The sequence below is a fragment of the Clavibacter rahimiani genome (genome assembly GCF_052654495.1).
This window is the reverse complement of record NZ_CP199790.1, coordinates 2,348,067-2,365,923: the sequence shown is the minus strand read 5'-3', so window position 1 is coordinate 2,365,923 and position 17,857 is coordinate 2,348,067. Positions and strand designations below refer to the sequence as shown.

Sequence of the window (17,857 nt, the reverse complement as noted above, 5' to 3'; positions counted from 1 at the left end):
CCGCGGGCGCCGTCCACCCCGCGTCCCGGCTCCTGGGAGGGCCTTGCCAGGCTGATTGCCTAGCGTGAGGGAATGACATCGCCGAGCGCCTCCTCCCGTCTCGCCCTCGTGACCGGAGCGACGGGCTACATCGGCGGCCGGCTCGTGCCCCGCCTCCTCGCGGCGGGCTTCCGGGTGCGGGTCCTCGTGCGCGATCCGCGCCGGCTCACCGACGTCCCCTGGCGCGAGGACGTGGAGGTCGTGCAGGGCGACCTCGCGGACGCGTCCACGCTCGCCCCCGCCGTCGCGGACGTCGACGTCCTCTACTACCTCGTCCACGGCATGGGGGCCAAGGGCGACTTCGCGTCCTCCGAGCGCGCCTCCGCCGAGCACGTCGCCGAGGCGGCGCACGCCGCGGGCGTCGGGCGCATCGTCTACCTCGGCGGGCTGCACCCCGACACCGACGAGCTGTCGAAGCACCTCGCCAGCCGCAAGGCGGTGGGTGACGTGCTGCTCGCGAGCGGGGTGCCGACCATCGCGCTGCAGGCCGGCGTCGTCATCGGATCCGGCTCCACGTCGTTCGAGATGATCCGCCACCTCACCGAGGTGCTCCCGTTCATGCCCGCCCCCGGGTGGGTGCGCAACTTCATCCAGCCCATCGCGATCCGCGACGTCCTCTACTACCTCGTCGCCGCGGCCGACCTGCCCGCCGACCTCAACCGCACCTTCGACATCGGCGGCCCCGACGTGCTGCGCTACGGCCAGATGATGAACGGCTACGCGGTCGAGGCGGGCCTGCCGCAGCGGCCCATCGCGTCCATCCCGATCTTCGCGCCCCGGCTGGCGGCCCACTGGGTCAACGTCGTCACGCCGATCCCGCGCACGCTCGCCGTGCCGATCATCGAGTCGCTCCAGTACGACTGCGTGATGGGGGAGCACGACATCTCCACCTACATCCCCGACCCCGAGGGCGGCCTCACGGGCTACCGCCGCTCGGTGCGCCTCGCGCTCGGCAAGATGCGCGACGGCGTCGTCGAGACGAGCTGGAAGGACTCCGTCGTCGTCGGCGCGCCCAGCGACCCGCTGCCGAGCGACCCCGACTGGGCCGGCCACACCGTCTACCTCGACCTCAAGGAGCGCTCCACCGAGGCGGCGCCCGAGGACCTGTGGGCCGTCATCGAGTCGATCGGCGGCGACAACGGCTGGTACTCGCTGCCCGTCGCGTGGGCCGCCCGCGGCTGGATGGACAAGCTCGTCGGCGGCGTCGGCCTCCGGCGCGGTCGGCGCAGCGCGACCACGCTGCAGACCGGCGACGCGCTGGACTTCTGGCGCGTCGAGCACATCGAGCGCGGATCCGCCCTGCGCCTGCGCGCCGAGATGAAGCTGCCGGGCGAGGCGTGGCTCGAGCTGAGCGCGACGCCCCGCGCGGACGGCGGCAGCGACTACCGGCAGCGCGCGATCTTCTTCCCGTCCGGCCTCGCCGGCCGGCTCTACTGGTTCGCGATCCTCCCGTTCCACGGCGTGATCTTCACGTCGATGGCCACCCGGATCACCGGCAAGGCGCTCGCCGCCACGCGCCGTCGCGAGGCCGGCCGTCCCCTCGAGGGGGCCGCCCGGTGACCCGGCGGACGAGGGCCCCGCGCATCGGCCTCATCGTCCTGACCCTCCTGGGCATCGCCCTCGCCTCGGCCGGCCTCGCGACCGCCGTGACGATGAGCGTGTCCGGGCCGGTGCAGGCGCGCGCCGACCTCGCGGTCATCGCGGGCGAAGAGCCCTCGACGACGCGGACGCCGAGCGGGGCGGCCACGCCGGATCCCGCGGCCTCCGAGGCGTGGACGCCCGTGCCCGTGGACGCCGCCGGGAACCGGAGCATCACCGACCTCACGGACGGCGCGGTCACCCGCGTCACGGTCGACGTGCTCGGGATGGCGCTCAGCCCGGGCCAGGCGGGCGCGCTCGTGGCCGCGATCCTGTCCCTGCCGCTCCTCGTCGCGGTCGCCGTGCTGGTCGCGGCCCCGGGTCCACGACGCTGGTGGCGTCGCGCGCTCGGTCGCCCGCGCGGATGACCTCCCCCGTCGGGCCGATGACATCCCCGGACGCGGGGACCATGATGGGCACGACGAGAGGCGGATCCATGGCATCGCGCACGCGCACGACCGTCCTCCTCGGGGACAGCCTCGCGGAGGACGGCGGCTGGGGCGGCATCGTCCCCGGCCAGGACGACGGCGAGGGCGGCGCGTCGGTCGTCGACCTGGGCCGGCCCGGCCAGACCACCGACGACGTGCTGGCGCTGCTGCCCGAGGTGGTGGCCCAGGACCCCGCGACGGTCGTCGTCTCCTGCGGCACGCACGACCTCGGCGCCAAGCGCCGCGGGCCCGAGCAGACCGTCCGCGCGCTGGAGACGATCCTCGCCCACCTCCGCCGCGACCTGCCCGCGGCGCGTCTCCTCGTGCTCTCGGTGCCGCCGCGCGGGCGGGAGCACGCCGAGCGGATCCGGGTGGTCAACGTGCACATGCGCCAGTACGCGCCCGCGGTCCGCGCGCAGCACGTGGACCTCTGGCCCGCCCTCCGCTTCGGCGACGGCGAGCTCGACCCCACCCTCACCGACGACCGGCTGCACCTCAACGCCGACGGGGTCGCCGCGGTGCGCGCCGTGCTCGGGCCGCTGCTCGCGGAGCCCGCTCCTGCGGCGGCGGACCACCCGTCGGATCCGGCCGGCTCCTAGCGGGCGCGGACGCCGGGGCCCGCGGACCGCAGCTCGGCCACACCCGCCAGGACCACGCCGAGCTTCCGCCGCCACCAGTCCCGGGGCGTCGCGGCGGATCCGGTCGACACCTCGCCCGCGAAGCGCGCGGTGACGCGGTCCACGGTGCCGAGGGCGTTCCGCTGGGCCTCCTCCTCGCGGGCGTGCACGGCGTCCGGCGCGCCGGACGAGTGCGCCGGGCTGCCCCGGCGCGGCGCGTGCGGGGAGGACGCCGCGTCGGCGTCGGCCACGCGGTCGGCGGCGATCCCGTCCGCGGCCAGGGCGAGCAGTCCGCGGCCCATGGAGGCGGGCATCGTCGCGTCCACGATGGGCGAGGACGAGGCGGGCCGGTCGTCCCCGCCGCCGGCCACGGCGAGCACGCGCTCCCAGCCGACGTAGGACTCGACCGCGATGTCGAGCACGGTGTCGAGGACCAGCACGGCCTCCGCCTCCGGGAAGCCCATGCGGGTGAGGTCGCGGATGGCGCCCGTGAAGCGCAGGACGACCTGGTCCGGCGCGGTCTCGAGGTGGTGGATCGCGCTGGCCAGCCCGGGGTGGCGGTCGTACATGTCCCACACGCGCTCGACGGCCTGCTCGAGGTAGGCGCGCCACGACTCGTCGTCGGGAGCGGCGAGGACCTCGGCGGGGGAGTCGGGCACGAGGGGCCAGTCCATGGCGGCGAGGGCGGTGTCGCAGGCGAGCAGGACGATGTCGTCCCGGCTCGCGACGTGCCGGTACAGGGTCGAGTGGTCGACGCCGAGGCGATGCGCGAGGGAGGTGAGCGTGAGGGTGCTGAGCCCGACCTCGAGGGCGGCCTCGGCGATCAGCCTCCGTGACACCCGTGCGGGCCTCCCGACCCGACCGGCTCCCCGCTCCATGGCGACGATCCTACCGTGACGGCGCGAAGGTTTCGGGTGCTGACGACTCGGGCATCGACGAGGGCGGGCGCCGCTGGGGCGGGGCACCGGTCGGGCCGGGGCGGCGGCCGACGCCCGGCGGCCGCGGCTAGCGTGGGACCATGCCCGACAACCGCACCCCCTTCTCCGAGCTCGACGACTTCATCGCCATGCCGCGCCTCGGCGGCCTCGTGCTCTCGCCCGACGGACGCCGCGCGGTGCTCACCGTCACGACCCTCGACCCCGCGAGGACCGGCTACCGGCACGCCCTCTGGGTCGTGCCCGCCGCGGGCGGCGGCGTGCCGCAGCGCCTCACCCGCTCCGCGAAGAGCGAGGCGGGCGCGGCCTTCACCGCCAGCGGCGACCTCCTCTTCGTCTCCTCCCGCCCCGACGCGGACGACGCCGACGAGAAGGAGGTCGCGCAGCTGTGGATCCTGCCGGCCGCCGGCGGCGAGGCGCGCGCGATCACCCGGCTCGCGGGCGGCGTGGCCGGCATCGCCGCCGTCGCGCGCGACGCCTCCACCGTGGTCCTGCACGCGCCGCTGCTGCCCGGATCCGGCTCGCTCGAGGCCGACGCGGTCGCGCGGAGGACGCGCGCGGACCTCAAGGTGAACGCGATCCTGCACGAGAGCTACCCGGTGCGCTACTGGGACCACGACCTCGGGCCCGACGAGCCGCACCTGCTCGCGCTCGACCTCGCCGACGCGCTCGTCGAGGAGCCCGCGCGTCCCACGACCGCCGACGCCGCGACCGCGCTCGCCGCCGAGGCCGCGACCGAGGACGGCGGATCCGCGGCTGCCGCGGCCGCCGCCACCGCGCAGCCCTACCCGGCCTCCCTGCCGCGTCCGCGCGACCTCACCCCGCGGCCCGGCCGCACGCTCGACCACGCCGCCGCCGCCCTCACCCCGGACGGCCGCACGCTCGTCGTCGCCGTCGGCGTGAAGGAGCGCCGCGGCGACCGCCAGGCGCTCGAGTCGATCGACGTCGCGACGGGCGAGCGCACCACGCTCCTCGACCTGCCGGGCGTCGACGTCGAGTCGCCCGCCGTCAGCCCCGACGGCGCGCTCCTCGCCTACGTCCGAGCCGACCGCGCGACGCCCGCCGGCCCGACGCAGCAGGAGATCTGGGTGTCCGCGCTCGATGGGTCCGAGGCCCGCCGCGTCGGCGCCGACTGGGACCGCTGGCCCTCCTCGCTGCAGTTCGACGTGGACTCGCAGGCGCTCGTCGTCACGGCCGACCAGGACGGCCGCGGACCCGTGTTCCGCCTCGGCCTCGACGGATCCGTCACGCAGCTCACGACCGACGACCACTCCTACACGGACGTGCACGTCGACACCGAGACGGGCGACGTCCTCGCCCTCCGCTCCTCCTGGCTCGCGCCCGCGCACCCCGTGCGCGTGTCGGCGGCCGACGGATCCGTGACCGAGCTGGCCACGCCCGCCCCTGTCCCCGCCGCGGTCGGCACCATGACCGAGGTCGAGACCACTGCGGCCGACGGCGCGCGCGTGCGCGGCTGGCTGGTGCTGCCCGAGGGCGCGTCGGTGGAGGCGCCCGCGCCGCTGCTGCTGTGGATCCACGGCGGCCCGCTCAACAGCTGGAACGCGTGGAGCTGGCGCTGGACCCCGCAGGTGATGGCGGCGCGCGGCTACGCGGTGCTGCTCCCGGATCCCGCGCTCAGCACCGGCTACGGCCTCGACTTCATCGCGCGCGGCTGGGACGCGTGGGGCGAGGCGCCCTTCACCGACCTCATGGCGATCACCGACGCGGTCGAGGCGCGCGACGACATCGACGCGACGCGGACCGCCGCGATGGGCGGCTCCTTCGGCGGCTACATGGCGAACTGGGTCGCGGGCCACACCGACCGCTTCCGCGCCATCGTCAGCCACGCGAGCCTGTGGGCCCTCGACCAGTTCGGGCCGACGACCGACTCCTCGCAGTACTGGCAGAGCATCTTCTCCGCCGAGGGGCTCGACCGGAACTCGCCCCACCACTCGGTGCGCGACATCGTGACGCCCATGCTCGTGATCCACGGCGACCGCGACTACCGCGTCCCCGTGGGCGAGAGCCTGCGCCTCTGGTCGGAGCTCGCCGAGCACCACGCGGCGGACGACGGCACGACCCCGCACCGGTTCCTGGTCTTCCCGGACGAGAACCACTGGATCCTGAAGCCCCAGCAGTCGGTGGTCTGGTACCGGACGGTGCTCGCGTTCCTCGACCAGCACGTGCACGGGAAGGAGTTCGTGCGGCCCGAGGTGCTCGGCTAGGACGGGCGCGCCGCCGCGGAGCGACCGCGCGGCACGTGCCGTGCGGCGGGGGTCGGCGGGTCAGGCCTCGTCGCGGTAGACCACCCGGCGCTCGCCGGCGCGCACGGCGGCCGCGAGGCGGTTGCCGGCGGGCGGGAGCGGGCAGTTCATCCAGTCGGAGAAGCCGCAGGGCGGGACGACGGCGCGCGTGAAGTCGAGGGTCACGGGCCCGTCGCCGTCGGGGCGCGGGAGGAAGAGGAAGCGGCTGGGCGCGTAGCTCTCGCGGCCGGTGGTGGCGTCGGCGAAGACGAGCTGGAGGCGGTCGCCGTCGGCGAAGGCGCTGAGGCGCACCTCGCGCCCCTCGATCTCCACGACGATGTCGCCGGGCACGGGCAGCTCGCGCGTGCGGCCCTGGTCGGCGATGTGCTCGAAGGGGATCACGCGGTCGTCGTCGACGCGCTCGAAGCGGCCCTCGAGGATCCACTCGGGCGCGTACGGGTAGACCTCGATGTCCTCGAACGCGCGGTTCCTCGGGGACGCGGAGTCCCACAGGCGGTAGCCGTGCTCGGGCTCGCCGGTGTCGAGCGATACGCGCTCGATGCGGGTGAGCTGCACGGTGTCGGGCTGGCCCTCGAGCGCCTCGAGGTCGCTGACCTCCTGGCCGGGAGCGAGCCACGTCGTCTGGATCAGCGCGAGGCTGCCGAACGGGCTCGTCACCGCGGCGAGGCGGGCGCGGTGCCAGGCCTCGTAGTCGGCCTGCGCAGCGGCGGTGAGGTCGGCGTCGGATGCGGCGGGGCGGGCGGGGGTCTCTCGCGTGTCGGTCACCCCGGGGCAACGCGTCCGGCGTCCGACGGCATTCCCGACGACCGCCGACGCCCGCCGACACCCGCCGACGACCATCGCGGCCGCCCGGAGCCCGCGCGGAGGCGACGGGTATTGACTGGGCGCACCGACGGAAGGACGCTCCCATGGCACGCACGGTCGCCGACCAGCTCATCGCCCAGCTCATCGAGGCGGGGGTGAGCCGGATCTACGGGGTCGTCGGCGACAGCCTCAACCCCGTCGTGGACGCCGTGCGGCGCACGGGCGGGAGCCGCAAGGGCGGCATCGACTGGATCCACGTCCGGCACGAGGAGGCGGGCGCGTTCGCGGCCTCCGCCGAGGCGCAGCTCACCGGGAAGCTCGCGGTGTGCGCCGGATCCTGCGGGCCCGGCCACCTCCACCTCATCAACGGCCTCTACGACGCGCACCGCTCGGGCGCGCCCGTGCTCGCGATCGCCAGCCACATCACCACGAACCAGATCGGCTCCGGCTACTTCCAGGAGACGCACCCCGACCGCCTCTTCGTCGAGTGCTCGCACTACACGGAGATGATCTCGACCGCGGTGCAGGCGCCCCGCGTCGTCGACCAGGCCATGCGGCACTCCCTCGCGCTCGGCGGCGTCAGCGTCATCACGCTGCCCGGCGACGTCGCCGAGTTCGAGGCGGAGGGCGAGGCGCCCACGTTCACGCTGCCCCGCCGACCCGCCATCGTGCCCGCCGAGGAGGACGTGCGCGCACTCGCCGCCGCCATCGACGAGGCGAGGAGCGTCGCGATCTTCGCGGGCCGCGGCGCCGGATCCGCGCACGCCGAGCTGATGCAGCTGGCCGACAAGGTCGCCGCGCCCGTCGGCCACTCGCTGCGCGGCAAGGACGTGATCCAGCAGGACAACCCGTTCGACGTCGGCATGACGGGCCTCATCGGCTACGGCGCCGCGGCCGCCGGCATCTCGGGCGCCGACCTCCTGATCCTCATCGGCACCGACTTCCCCTACGACCAGTTCCTGCCCGGCAAGGAGGTGCGCACGGCGCAGATCGACATCGCGCCCGAGCGCCTCGGCCGCCGCACCGACGTCGACATCGCGATCCACGGCGACGCCCTCTCCACGATCCGCGCGGTGCTGCCGCTCGTGCAGCGGAAGACCGACCGGCGCTTCCTGGAGAAGCTGCTGAAGGAGCAGGACAGGAAGGTCGAGCAGGTCGTCGGCGCGTACACGTCGAAGGCCGAGAAGCTGCGGCCCATCCACCCCGAGTACGCGGCCAGCATCCTCGACGAGGTCGCGGCCGACGACGCCGTGTTCCTCAGCGACACCGGCATGTGCAACGTGTGGAGCGCGCGCTACCTCACCCCGAACGGCCGCCGGCGGATGCTCGGATCGCTCGTGCACGGGTCCATGGCCAACGCGCTGCCGATGGCGATCGGCGCGCAGGTCGCGTTCCCGGACCGCCAGGTGGTCTCGATCTCGGGCGACGGCGGGCTGTCCATGCTGATGGGCGAGCTCGTGACGGTCGCCGCGTACGGGCTGCCGGTGAAGGTCGTCGTGTTCAACAACTCGACGCTCGGGCTGGTGAAGGTCGAGATGCTCGTCGACGGGATCCCCGACTTCGGGGTCGACGTGCCCGTGGTCGACTACGCGGCGGTCGCGGCCGCGCTCGGGATCCACTCCCAGCGCGTCGAGGACCCCGCCGACATCCGCGGCGCGCTCGAGGCCGCGTTCGCGCACGACGGGCCCGCGCTCGTCGACCTCGTGACCGACCCGATGGCCCTGTCGATCCCGCCGGAGATCACCGCCGCGCAGGTCAAGGGGTTCGCGCTGTCGATGTCGAAGATCGTGATGAACGGCGGCGTCGGCGAGGCCGTGAAGCTCGCCCGCTCGAACCTGCGGAACATCCCGCGGCCCTGAGCCGCCTAGCCTGAGCGTCGGTCCCGCCTGCGCGCAGGTCCGCCCGCGCACCCGTCCCACCCCGCACGTCCCACCCGAGGAGTCACCATGTCCCAGCCCGTCGTCGTCACCGCCGTGTTCACGCCCGTCGAGGGGAGGCGGGACGAGGCCGTCGCCGCCCTCTCCCGCGGCATCGCCGAGGTCCACGAGGAGGAGGGGTGCGAGGTCTACGCGATCCACGACGCGCCCGACGGCACGATCGTCATGCTCGAGAAGTGGTCGTCCGTGGAGGCGCTGGACGCGCACGGCGCGGGCGAGCCCGTCGCGCGGATGGTCGCGTCGCTCGCCGGCCTGATCACCGGACCGGCGCAGGTCACGCGGCTCGCGCCCATCCCGGCGGGCTCGGAGCTGCAGGGCGCGCTCTAGGCGCGACGCCCGCACGCCGCCGTCGGGTCAGCCGACCTCGACCAGCGTGATCCCCGCCGACCGGTCGCCCGACGCCAGCGCCTCGAGCGCGGCGGGGGCGTCCTCGAGCGGGATGCGGTGCTCGATGAGCAGCTCCGGGCGGAGCGCGCCCGAGGCGACCATCGCCATCAGCTCGGCGTAGTCGTGCGCGGGCATGCCGTGGCTGCCGTGCAGGCTCAGCTCCTGGCCGATGATCACGGGCACCGGCACCGTGGGCTCGCTCGCGAAGAGGCCGATCTGCACCTGCCGGCCCGTCGGCGCGAGCGCGAGCAGGCTGATCCGGAGGGTCGACTCGCGGCCGAGCGCCTCCACCGACACCTGGACGCCCTCGGGCGCGGCCGCGCGGATCGCGGCGAGCACGTCCTCCTCGGTGAGCCCGGACGAGTCGATCGCGTGCGCGGCGCCGAGCTCGGTGGCGCGCGCGAGCGCGGCCGGGTCGATGTCGACCGCGATGACCTCGGCGCCCACGGCGACCCCGATCATCACGGCGCTGAGGCCCACGCCGCCGCAGCCGACGACGACGAGGCGCTCGCCATGCTGGATCCGCGCCCGGTGCACGAGACCGCGGAACGCCGTGGCGAAGCGGCAGCCGAGGAGCGCCGCGGCGCCCGCGTCGAGGTCGTCGGGCACGGGGATCAGGTTCACGTCGGCGTCGTGCAGCGCGACCAGCTCGGCGAAGGACCCCCAGTGCGTGAAGCCGGGCTGCGTCTGGTCGCGGCACACCTGGCCGTTCCCGGCGCGGCACTCGGGGCAGCGGCCGCACGCGCAGACGAAGGGCACGGTGACGCGCTCGCCCACGTGGAAGCGCGTGACCTCCGGCCCGACCGCGTGGATCCGCCCGACCAGCTCGTGGCCCGGCACCTGGGGGAGCGCGATGCCGTCGTCGTGCCCGAGCCAGCCGTGAGCGTCGCTGCGGCAGACGCCCGTGGCCTCGACGCGCACGACGACGCCGCGCGCGGAGGGGACGGGATCCGGCAGGTCGCGGACGACGGGCGTCGCGCCGAACTCCTCGTAGACGACGGCACGCATGGGGGCTCCTCGGATGGTGCGGGATCGGGTGAGCCGTCCACGCTATACGAGCGGGGGCGGCGACCCGGCCGCCCCGCGCTGGCAGACTGGGCGCGTGACCCGCACCCCCGCCGCCGCCCCCGCGTTCACCCGACCGTCGCTCGCCCCGGGGCTCCTCGGCGCCATCGTGCTGCTGGCCGGGTTCGCGGTCATCGACGGCGACCTCTTCACCGTCGTGCGCTTCGCGGTGTCGATCCTCGCGCTGATCATGATCGTGTTCTCGCTGCGCGCCCGCAGCTGGTGGAGCGCGGTGCTGCTCGCGGGCGTCGCCGTGATGTGGAACCCCGTCGCCGTGATCCCGGTCGAGGCCACGACGTGGCAGTCTCTGCAGTACGTCGCCGCGATCGTGTTCATCGCGGCCGGCATCCTCGTGAAGGTGCCGGTCAGCTCATCTCCACCCCGGAGGTAGTGCCGAACTCGCGCTCCTCCGTGAGGCCGCGGCGGAGGAACGCCACGATCTCGTCGAGCGAGCGGCGCGTGAGCTGCGGATCCACGCGGGGCAGCGCGAGCCACCCCCGGTCGGCGTTCGGCAGCGTCACGAGCCGGGACTTCACGCCCGCCGCGCGCAGCTCGGAGACGGCGGCCACGAGGCGCTGATGGCGGGGGTCCGCCGCGCCCGTGTGGATGAGGTTCGACGGCAGGTCGCGGAGGCCGCGCGGGCCGGATCCGGTGCGCGAGCTGTCGTCGGCGGCGATGTCACCCGCGGGCAGCGTGCCGGAGGGACTCACGAGCACGAGGCGCAGCACGGACGGCCCGCCCGTGTCGCGGGCCGTCGCCGTGACGCGGAGCGCGAGGTCGGCGCCCGGCCCGTCGCCGAGGACGCCGAGGCGCTCGGGCGTCCCGTTCCAGCCGGCCGTGCGCGCCGCGATCCAGCGCATCCCGGCGAGGGCGAGCGCGTCATCGTCCGTCGGCATGCTCACGACCACCGCGCGGAGCTCCTTCGCGAGGGTCGACGGCAGCCAGTCGCCGCGGATCCGCGGGAACACCACGACCACCGGGGATCCGGTCTTCCCCAGGTCGTGGTCCGGCGGCAGCCAGACGTCGAGGTCGAGCGGCGGGCCCTGCTCGCCCGTTGTGCGGCGATCCACCGTGGTGCCGGCCGCCTGCGACCCGCGGAGCGCGCGCGCGGCCTCGGGGAACTCCCGCCCCGCCCACCACAGGAGGCGGCTGCGGGTCGGGACGGCGGTGCGGTCGGACATCACGCGTCCTGCGCGTCGACGGCGGGCAGCTCGGCCGGGGCGGCCTCGGACGGACGCGTCTCGCGAGATCCGCGCGGGACGGCGCCGTGGCCCTCGGGCACGCGCTCGCCCTCGCGGACGGGACCGGGGGGCGTGCCGTCGCCGAACGGGCGGCCGCCCAGCTCCTCGCGCCCGTGCGGCTCCAGCCAGCCCCACGTCTCGGGGCCGACGGGCACGACGCGGGTCGGGTTGATGTCGGTGTGCGTCAGGTAGTAGTGCTGCTTGATCTGCACGAAGTCGATGGTGTCGCCGAAGCCGGGCGTCTGGAAGAGGTCGCGCGCGTACGCCCACAGCACGGGCATCTCGGCGAGCTTCTGCCGGTTGCACTTGAAGTGGCCGTGGTACACGGCGTCGAAGCGCGCGAGCGTCGTGAAGAGGCGGACGTCCGCCTCCGTGATCGTGTCGCCCACGAGGTAGCGCTGCGTCGCGAGGCGCTCGCTCAGCCAGTCGAGCCGGGAGAAGAGGCGGTCGTAGGCCTTCTCGTACGCCTCCTGCGATCCCGCGAAGCCGCAGCGGTAGACGCCGTTGTTCACGTCGCGGAAGACGAGGTCGGCGACCTCGTCGATCTCCGCGCGGAGGTGCTCGGGGTAGAGGTCGGGCGCGCCCTCGCGGTGGTGCTCGGTCCACTCGGTGGAGAGGTCGAGCGTGATCTGCGGGTAGTCGTTGGTCACGACCTGGCCGGAGGGGATGTCGACGAGGGCCGGCACGGTGATCCCGCGCGGGTAGTCGGGGAAGCGCGCGAAGAACGCCTCCTGCAGGCGCTCGATGCCGAGGACGGGGTCGCGCCCGTCGGGGTCGAGGTCGAAGGTCCAGCTGCGGGCGTCGTGCGTGGGGCCGGGGAGACCGAGCGAGATGGCGTCCTCGAGGCCGAGCAGGCGGCGCACGATCACCGAGCGGTTCGCCCACGGGCAGGCGCGCGCCGCGACGAGGCGGTAGCGGCCGGCCTCGACCGGCCAGCCCTGCGAGCCGTCCCGGAGGATGCGGTCCTCGATGTAGTTCGCGTCGCGGGTGAACTCACCCTCCTCGACGTAGCGGCCGGGGGCGCCCGCCTCGTTGGTACCGGTGGGTGTCGCCTGATCCGTCATCCTCCCAGCCTAGGCCGGGTGCCCCGCGGCGACCGGGGCGGGAGGCGCTCCGGCACCCGGCGGATCACCCGGGACGCGCGGCGGACGAGGGCGCGCCGCGGTCCCGGCGTGCCCTAAACTCCTCATGTGCCCGTCCTCCCCGAGGCGGCCGGGCGCAGGCGGCGGACCCGCATCCCACCCCCGACCCGGAACCCCGGTTGCTCGAGGAAGGTCCCCTCGCCACCGTCCGACCGCACGCGTCACCGTGCGCGACGGGCGCTGAGTCCTTCCGATCCGGGAGCGCAGGCGAGGCCTCGCCCCGGCAGTGAACAAGGAGTTGCATGGCTCGCACCGGCCAGCGGCGGTCGTCCGCCCGCACGCGCACGATCGACAACGAGGGGCTCATCCCCGTCCTGGCGCGCGCCGTGCGCGAGATCGAGCAGGCCGCGCAGCGCGGCAAGCTCAAGCCGGTCAACCGCACGAAGTTCCAGGTCATCGCCGTGCTCATGCGCGAGGAGCGCACGCACGCGAAGGACCCGGCCACCCCGCTCAGCGACTCCGAGCGCGCCGAGACGCTGAAGCGCCTCGACGGCATCGCCAGCATCCTCGCCCGCACCGCCGCGCGCGACACCTCGGTGCTGCCGCTGCTGGATCCCGACGCCAAGCTCTCCGAGGCCGCCCGCGCCATGCGCAAGCACATGCTGTTCGACGGCGGCGTGGAGATGGTCGTCGAGGACGAGCCGGAGCCCGAGCCCGAGGATCCCGCCCTCGCCAAGCTGCACGAGCGCCAGGTCGTACCGCCGTCGGTCAAGGCGCGCGTGCTCGCGAACCCGTTCCTCGAGCCGGACCTCGACCGGCCCGCGCCCGCCGCGCCGCCCACCCGCCTGCTGGCGAACTGGGAGCTGCTCGGCCCGCTGTTCAAGTCGTTCGAGTACGGCGCCGGCGGCGGCATCGCGAGCATGGACCTCCCCGAGAGCCCGCGCATCGACCGCCTCTCGCCGCAGAACCTCGAGCTCATGCGCCACCAGGCCCGCTTCCTGGAGAGCGTCCGCCTCGGCCACCGCGAGTTCCTGCTCGCCGACGAGCCGGGCCTCGGCAAGACCGCGCAGGCGCTGCTCGCCGCGTCGGTCGCCGACGCGTACCCGCTGCTCGTCGTCGTCCCGAACGTCGTCAAGATGAACTGGAAGCGCGAGGTGGAGCGCTGGACGCCGCACCGCCGCGCCACCGTCATCCACGGCGACGGCGCCGGGCTCGACGCCTTCGCCGACGTCGTCATCGTCAACTACGAGGTGCTCGACCGCCACATCGGCTGGCTGCGCACGCTCGGCTTCCGCGGCATGGTCGTCGACGAGGCGCACTTCATCAAGAACCTCCAGTCGCAGCGCTCGAAGTTCGTGCTCGCGCTCGCCGAGAGCATCCGGGAGCGCCAGTCGAACCCGCTGCTCATGGCGCTGACGGGCACGCCGCTCATCAACGACATCGACGACTTCCGCGCCATCTGGCAGTTCCTCGGCTGGATCGACGGCGACAAGCCCACGTCCCGCCTCATGGGCGAGCTGGAGGAGGCGGGCCTCACGCCCGCCGATCCCGGCTTCTTCGCCGAGGCCCGCCGCGCGGTCATCGACCTCGGGATCGTCCGCCGCCGCAAGATCGACGTGGCGACCGACCTGCCCTCCAAGCGCATCGCCGACCTCCCCGTCGAGCTCGACGACGACCTGGGCCGCTCCATCCGCCAGGCCGAGCGCGAGCTCGCGGCGCGCCTCGTCAAGCGCTTCACGGCGCTCGTCGGCGCCCGCGGCACCACCGTGCCCGACGTGCTCGACGGGCCCGCCTCCGAGCGCGCGCACCTCATCCGGCTCGTCGCGCAGTCGGAGCTCGACGAGGCCAAGGCCCAGAAGACCGGCGAGAACGTGTTCACCATGGTCCGCCGCATCGGCCAGGCGAAGGCCGTGCTCGCGGCCGACTACGCCGCGCAGCTCGCGCGCTCGGTCGGCAAGGTCGTGTTCTTCGCCAAGCACGTCGACGTGATGGACCAGGCCGAGGCCACGTTCGCGAAGCGCGACATCCGGTCCGTCTCCATCCGCGGCGACCAGACCCCGGCCGCGCGCCAGCACGCGATCGACGCCTTCCAGAACGACCCCGAGGTCCAGGTCGTGGTGTGCTCGCTCACCGCGGCGGGCGTCGGCCTCAACCTGCAGGCGGCGTCGAACGTGGTGCTCGCGGAGCTCAGCTGGACGAGCGCGGAGCAGACGCAGGCCATCGACCGCGTGCACCGCATCGGCCAGGAGGAGCCCGTCACCGCGTGGCGGATCATCGCGGCGCAGACCATCGACGCGAAGATCGCCGAGCTCATCGACAGCAAGGCGGGCCTCGCGGCGCGCGCGCTCGACGGCGAGGACTTCGACGAGGCCGGATCCACGTCGGTCCAGCTCGACGCGCTCTCGCACCTGCTCGAGGAGGCGCTGGCCGCGTAGCCGTCGCGCCCCGCACGACGACGCCCCCGCGACCTGCTGGTCGCGGGGGCGTCGTGCGTGCGCTGTCCGCTAGCCGCGGTCCCGGCGTCGCCTGTCCGCTGCCCGGCGGATCAGGTAGGCGGCGGAGAAGACGAGGACGCCGGCGACGAGCGCGGGCCCGAGATGCTCCGTCGCCGTGCCTCCGTCGACCAGCGGGACGACGACGAGCTGCGACACGAGGACGAAGGCCGTGAGGATGACGGCGTCGCGGAGGGCGCGGCGGCGGGTGGTGGAGGTCATCCGCCCAGGATGCCCGGCGAGGCCGAGCGGGGCGTCGACGCTCCCCAGCGCCGATCAGCCGCGCTCGGACCGGCGACGTGCCCGCTCGGCCTTCCGGGCGGCGCGGCGCTCGCGGGCGACGGCGTCCTGCGCGTCCTGCGTCGGGTTCGAGCGCGAGGTGCCGATGACGGCGAAGGCGATGAGGACCACGACGACCGCCAGCACCGGGTAGACCAGGATCATCATGCCGGTCATGCGCGCTCCTCGGGTCGGGTGCTCCGAGCGTAGCGGCGGTCAGTCCTCGAGGGCCGCACCGCGGAGGTCCGGCAGGGTGAGCGCGGCCGCGGCGGCCAGCGCGAAGACGCCCGCGAAGACGCCGAACGGCAGCGCGACGCCGCCGAGCGCGAGGAGCGGCGGCACGCACAGCGGCGCGATGATCGACGCGAGCCGCCCGAAGCCCGCCGCGCTGCCCGCGCCCGTCGCGCGCACCCGCGTCGGGTACAGCTCCGGGGTCACGGCGTAGAGCGCGCCCCACGCGCCGAGGTTCGAGAACGACATGAGGGAGCCGAACACGAGGATCGCGGTCACGTCGTCGGCGGTGCCGAAGAGCCCGGCGGAGACGGCGGACCCCGCGAGGAAGACCGCGAGCGTCACGCGGCGGCCCCAGCGCTCGACGAGCCAGGCGGACACGGCGTAGCCCGGCAGCTGCGCGAGCGTGATGAGCAGCGTGTACGCGAACGACCGCACGAGCGAGAAGCCCTGCGCCACGAGCAGCGTCGGCAGCCAGATGAAGGCGCCGTAGTAGGCGAAGTTGACGCAGAACCACACGATCCAGAGGGACAGCGTGCGGCGGCGGAGGCGCGCGCCGAAGAGGCGCTCGCGGGGCGCCGGGGCCGCGGCGTCGGCGGCGTCGTCGGCCCGGAGGTCCGTCGGCGTCTCCATGACCGGATCCGGGGCGGGAGACGCCCCCGCCGCCGCCTCGAGGCCGCGCACGACCCGCTCGGCCTCCGCGTGCCGGCCCTTCGCCTCGAGGAACCGCACCGACTCCGGCAGGCGCAGCCGCACGAAGATCGCCCAGACGGCGGGGACGGCGCCGAGCGCGAGCGCCCACCGCCAGCCGTCGTCGCTCGACGGGATCACGAGGTAGCCGATGAGCGCCGCCGCGGTCCAGCCGACGGCCCAGGACGACTCGAGGATCACGATCACGCGGCCGCGGATCCGCGCCGGCGCGAACTCGCTCACGAGCGTCGACGCGACCGGCAGCTCGGCGCCGAGCCCGAGCCCGACGACGAAGCGGAGCGCGATGAGCGCGCCCACCGACATCGCGAGCGCGGAGACGCCCGTCGCCAGGCCGTAGACCAGCAGCGTGAGCGCGAACACCTGGCGGCGGCCGAGCCGGTCGGCGAGGAGCCCGCCGACGCTCGCGCCGATCGCCATGCCGAGGAAGCCGGCGGACGCGACGAGGCCGAGCTGGCCGGCGTCCGCCTTCCACACCACCGCGAGCTGTGCGATGACGAACGAGATGAGGCCGACGTCCATGGCGTCGAGCGCCCAGCCGACGCCGCTTCCGCCGAGGATGCGCGAGTGCGCCCGGGTCCAGGGGAGGGCGTCGAGGCGCTCGGAGCGGCTGGGCCGCGAGGTGGTCGTGGTCATGATCCTGCTTCCGGGAGGGCGCGCGGCCGGCCGGGCGCCCTCCCGGGGGAGGAGGAGGCGCTCGCGGTGGGTCGAGCGTAGCGCCGCGACCGGCCGCCGCCGCCTCTGTGACGTCAGCGCTGCCGGACCCGCTCCGCCAGCCGCGCGAACGCCGCGGCGTGCGTCACCCGGAGCTCCTCCCACGAGGCGGTCATGTCGACGCGCTCGGGATCCGCCACCACCTCGGCGTAGCCGTGCTGCGCGCGCGGGACGGCGTCGCCCGGGAGCACGAGCGACTGGATGAAGGCACCCGTGTCGTCCGAGAAGGTCAGGGTGTGGCTCGCGACGTTCCGGTCCCAGTCGTCGGACGGCCAGGACAGGAACGCGACGTGCCGGGGCGCGACGCCGGTCGCCGCCGCCGAGACGTAGCTCCCGTGGTGCTCCTCGCCGGGCGAGAGGATCTTGTACGCGCCGTTGTCGAGGTACACGAGGAGCGCCTCGTCGAACGGCTTCGGCCCGTACATCGCGGTGTAGCGGAGCGCGTGCACGAGCACGGGGCGGCCGAGCGGCACCGGGAGCGCGGCCGCGGGCGTGGCGCCCGGCGTCGCGACGGAGGCGGGGGCGGCGGGCCGCAGGTAGTCCTCGTCGGCCACGTGCTCGGCCCAGGCGGTCGCGCCGACCGGGTCGTCGCCGTCCTCCAGGACCGCGATGTGCTCCATCGGCGCGTGGGCCGTGGCGCCGTGCCAGTGCTCCTCGCCGGCCGCGATGTACACGGATCCGCCGGGACCGACCTCCACCACCTGGCCGTCGCGCGTGCCCACGCGGGCGATCCCGGAGGTCACGTGCAGGGTCTGCCCGAGGACGTGGGAGTGCCACACGGTGCGGGCGCCCGCTGCGAAGACGACGGACGCGACGACGGCGCGCTGCGCGGGCGTCTGCGGGGTGGAGAGCCAGCGGAGGCGGACGTCGCCCGTGAACTGGTGGGCGGGCATCGGGACGGCGGGGGTCTCGGCCTGGACGCGCATGCGGGGTCCTTCCTGTCGGGCACGCAGGATGCCCGGGTCGTGGAACGGGGAGCCCCGGCGCGGGTGGTCG

At 74.7% G+C, this 17,857-nt stretch carries 17 protein-coding genes; 8 read left to right on the top strand and 9 right to left on the bottom strand.

All coding sequences use genetic code 11. The features are described 5' to 3' along the window. The first annotated feature begins 72 nt into the window (after positions 1-72). The 3 genes from ACT7CP_RS11215 to ACT7CP_RS11205 all read left to right on the top strand — a co-directional run bounded on the left by ACT7CP_RS11215 (position 73) and on the right by ACT7CP_RS11205 (position 2,704). The gene (locus tag ACT7CP_RS11215) at positions 73-1,599 is read left to right on the top strand and encodes an SDR family oxidoreductase (RefSeq protein WP_445442275.1); all 1,527 of its coding nucleotides are present in this window, start codon (positions 73-75) and stop codon (positions 1,597-1,599) included. Beyond that, positions 1,596-2,045: a hypothetical protein gene (locus ACT7CP_RS11210; protein ID WP_413963513.1), complete on the top strand. Its 450-nt coding sequence runs from the start codon at positions 1,596-1,598 to the stop codon at positions 2,043-2,045. Before ACT7CP_RS11215 ends, ACT7CP_RS11210 begins: the two co-directional genes overlap by 4 nt. A 68-nt stretch (positions 2,046-2,113) precedes the next feature. Further along, positions 2,114-2,704, top strand: coding sequence for a GDSL-type esterase/lipase family protein (locus ACT7CP_RS11205; RefSeq protein WP_445442274.1), 591 nt, complete (start codon positions 2,114-2,116; stop codon positions 2,702-2,704). Here the strand turns inward: ACT7CP_RS11205 and ACT7CP_RS11200 are convergent. Next, positions 2,701-3,561 carry a TetR/AcrR family transcriptional regulator gene (locus ACT7CP_RS11200; RefSeq protein WP_445442273.1) on the bottom strand — a complete coding sequence of 287 codons (861 nt, stop codon included), beginning with the start codon at positions 3,559-3,561 and terminating at the stop codon, positions 2,701-2,703. The two genes, ACT7CP_RS11205 and ACT7CP_RS11200, sit on opposite strands and share 4 nt — an antisense overlap. Positions 3,562-3,740: 179 nt before the next feature. Here ACT7CP_RS11200 and ACT7CP_RS11195 point away from each other — a divergent pair, with 179 nt between their 5' ends. Continuing rightward, positions 3,741-5,882, top strand: a complete 2,142-nt coding sequence (locus tag ACT7CP_RS11195; RefSeq protein ID WP_445442272.1) for a S9 family peptidase — start codon at positions 3,741-3,743, stop codon at positions 5,880-5,882. Between the two features lie 60 nt (positions 5,883-5,942). Here the strand turns inward: ACT7CP_RS11195 and ACT7CP_RS11190 are convergent, their stop codons facing one another. Next, positions 5,943-6,686 (bottom strand): DUF1684 domain-containing protein, encoded by a 744-nt coding sequence (locus ACT7CP_RS11190; RefSeq protein WP_445442271.1) that lies wholly within the window; start codon positions 6,684-6,686, stop codon positions 5,943-5,945. A gap of 143 nt (positions 6,687-6,829) precedes the next feature. Between ACT7CP_RS11190 and ACT7CP_RS11185 the strand changes: the two genes are divergently transcribed. Both ACT7CP_RS11185 and ACT7CP_RS11180 read left to right on the top strand, forming a co-directional pair. Beyond that, positions 6,830-8,584, top strand: a complete 1,755-nt coding sequence (locus ACT7CP_RS11185; RefSeq protein WP_445442270.1) for a pyruvate dehydrogenase — start codon at positions 6,830-6,832, stop codon at positions 8,582-8,584. Positions 8,585-8,671: 87 nt separating this feature from the next. Next, positions 8,672-8,989: a putative quinol monooxygenase gene (locus ACT7CP_RS11180; protein WP_413963507.1), complete on the top strand. Its 318-nt coding sequence runs from the start codon at positions 8,672-8,674 to the stop codon at positions 8,987-8,989. Between the two features lie 27 nt (positions 8,990-9,016). Here the strand turns inward: ACT7CP_RS11180 and ACT7CP_RS11175 are convergent, their stop codons facing one another. Then, entirely contained in the window at positions 9,017-10,057 is a 1,041-nt protein-coding gene (locus ACT7CP_RS11175) for an alcohol dehydrogenase catalytic domain-containing protein (protein WP_445442269.1), read from the bottom strand. Between the two features lie 94 nt (positions 10,058-10,151). Here ACT7CP_RS11175 and ACT7CP_RS11170 point away from each other — a divergent pair, with 94 nt between their 5' ends. After that, positions 10,152-10,505: a DUF6804 family protein gene (locus ACT7CP_RS11170; protein WP_445442268.1), complete on the top strand. Its 354-nt coding sequence runs from the start codon at positions 10,152-10,154 to the stop codon at positions 10,503-10,505. On the opposite strand, the gene ACT7CP_RS11165 is transcribed toward ACT7CP_RS11170, so the two are convergent. Beyond that, a complete protein-coding gene (locus tag ACT7CP_RS11165; RefSeq protein ID WP_445442267.1) occupies positions 10,480-11,295 on the bottom strand; it encodes an alpha/beta hydrolase in 816 nt (271 codons plus the stop codon). The two genes, ACT7CP_RS11170 and ACT7CP_RS11165, sit on opposite strands and share 26 nt — an antisense overlap. Beyond that, positions 11,295-12,419, bottom strand: a complete 1,125-nt coding sequence (locus ACT7CP_RS11160; RefSeq protein ID WP_445442266.1) for a glutathione S-transferase family protein — start codon at positions 12,417-12,419, stop codon at positions 11,295-11,297. The genes ACT7CP_RS11165 and ACT7CP_RS11160 overlap by 1 nt, the downstream gene beginning before the upstream one ends. A 320-nt stretch (positions 12,420-12,739) precedes the next feature. Between ACT7CP_RS11160 and ACT7CP_RS11155 the strand changes: the two genes are divergently transcribed. After that, complete coding sequence (locus tag ACT7CP_RS11155) at positions 12,740-14,872, top strand: DEAD/DEAH box helicase (RefSeq protein WP_413963502.1); 2,133 nt, start codon at positions 12,740-12,742, stop codon at positions 14,870-14,872. A gap of 69 nt (positions 14,873-14,941) precedes the next feature. Here the strand turns inward: ACT7CP_RS11155 and ACT7CP_RS11150 are convergent, their stop codons facing one another. The 4 genes from ACT7CP_RS11150 to ACT7CP_RS11135 form a co-directional block, all read right to left on the bottom strand. Further along, positions 14,942-15,151, bottom strand: a complete 210-nt coding sequence (locus ACT7CP_RS11150; protein ID WP_445442265.1) for a hypothetical protein — start codon at positions 15,149-15,151, stop codon at positions 14,942-14,944. A gap of 54 nt (positions 15,152-15,205) precedes the next feature. After that, entirely contained in the window at positions 15,206-15,385 is a 180-nt protein-coding gene (locus tag ACT7CP_RS11145) for a hypothetical protein (protein WP_445442264.1), read from the bottom strand. A gap of 39 nt (positions 15,386-15,424) precedes the next feature. Continuing rightward, positions 15,425-16,783: an MFS transporter gene (locus tag ACT7CP_RS11140; protein ID WP_445442263.1), complete on the bottom strand. Its 1,359-nt coding sequence runs from the start codon at positions 16,781-16,783 to the stop codon at positions 15,425-15,427. Between the two features lie 113 nt (positions 16,784-16,896). Then, positions 16,897-17,787 (bottom strand): cupin domain-containing protein, encoded by an 891-nt coding sequence (locus tag ACT7CP_RS11135; RefSeq protein ID WP_445442262.1) that lies wholly within the window; start codon positions 17,785-17,787, stop codon positions 16,897-16,899. Positions 17,788-17,857 lie beyond the last annotated feature (70 nt).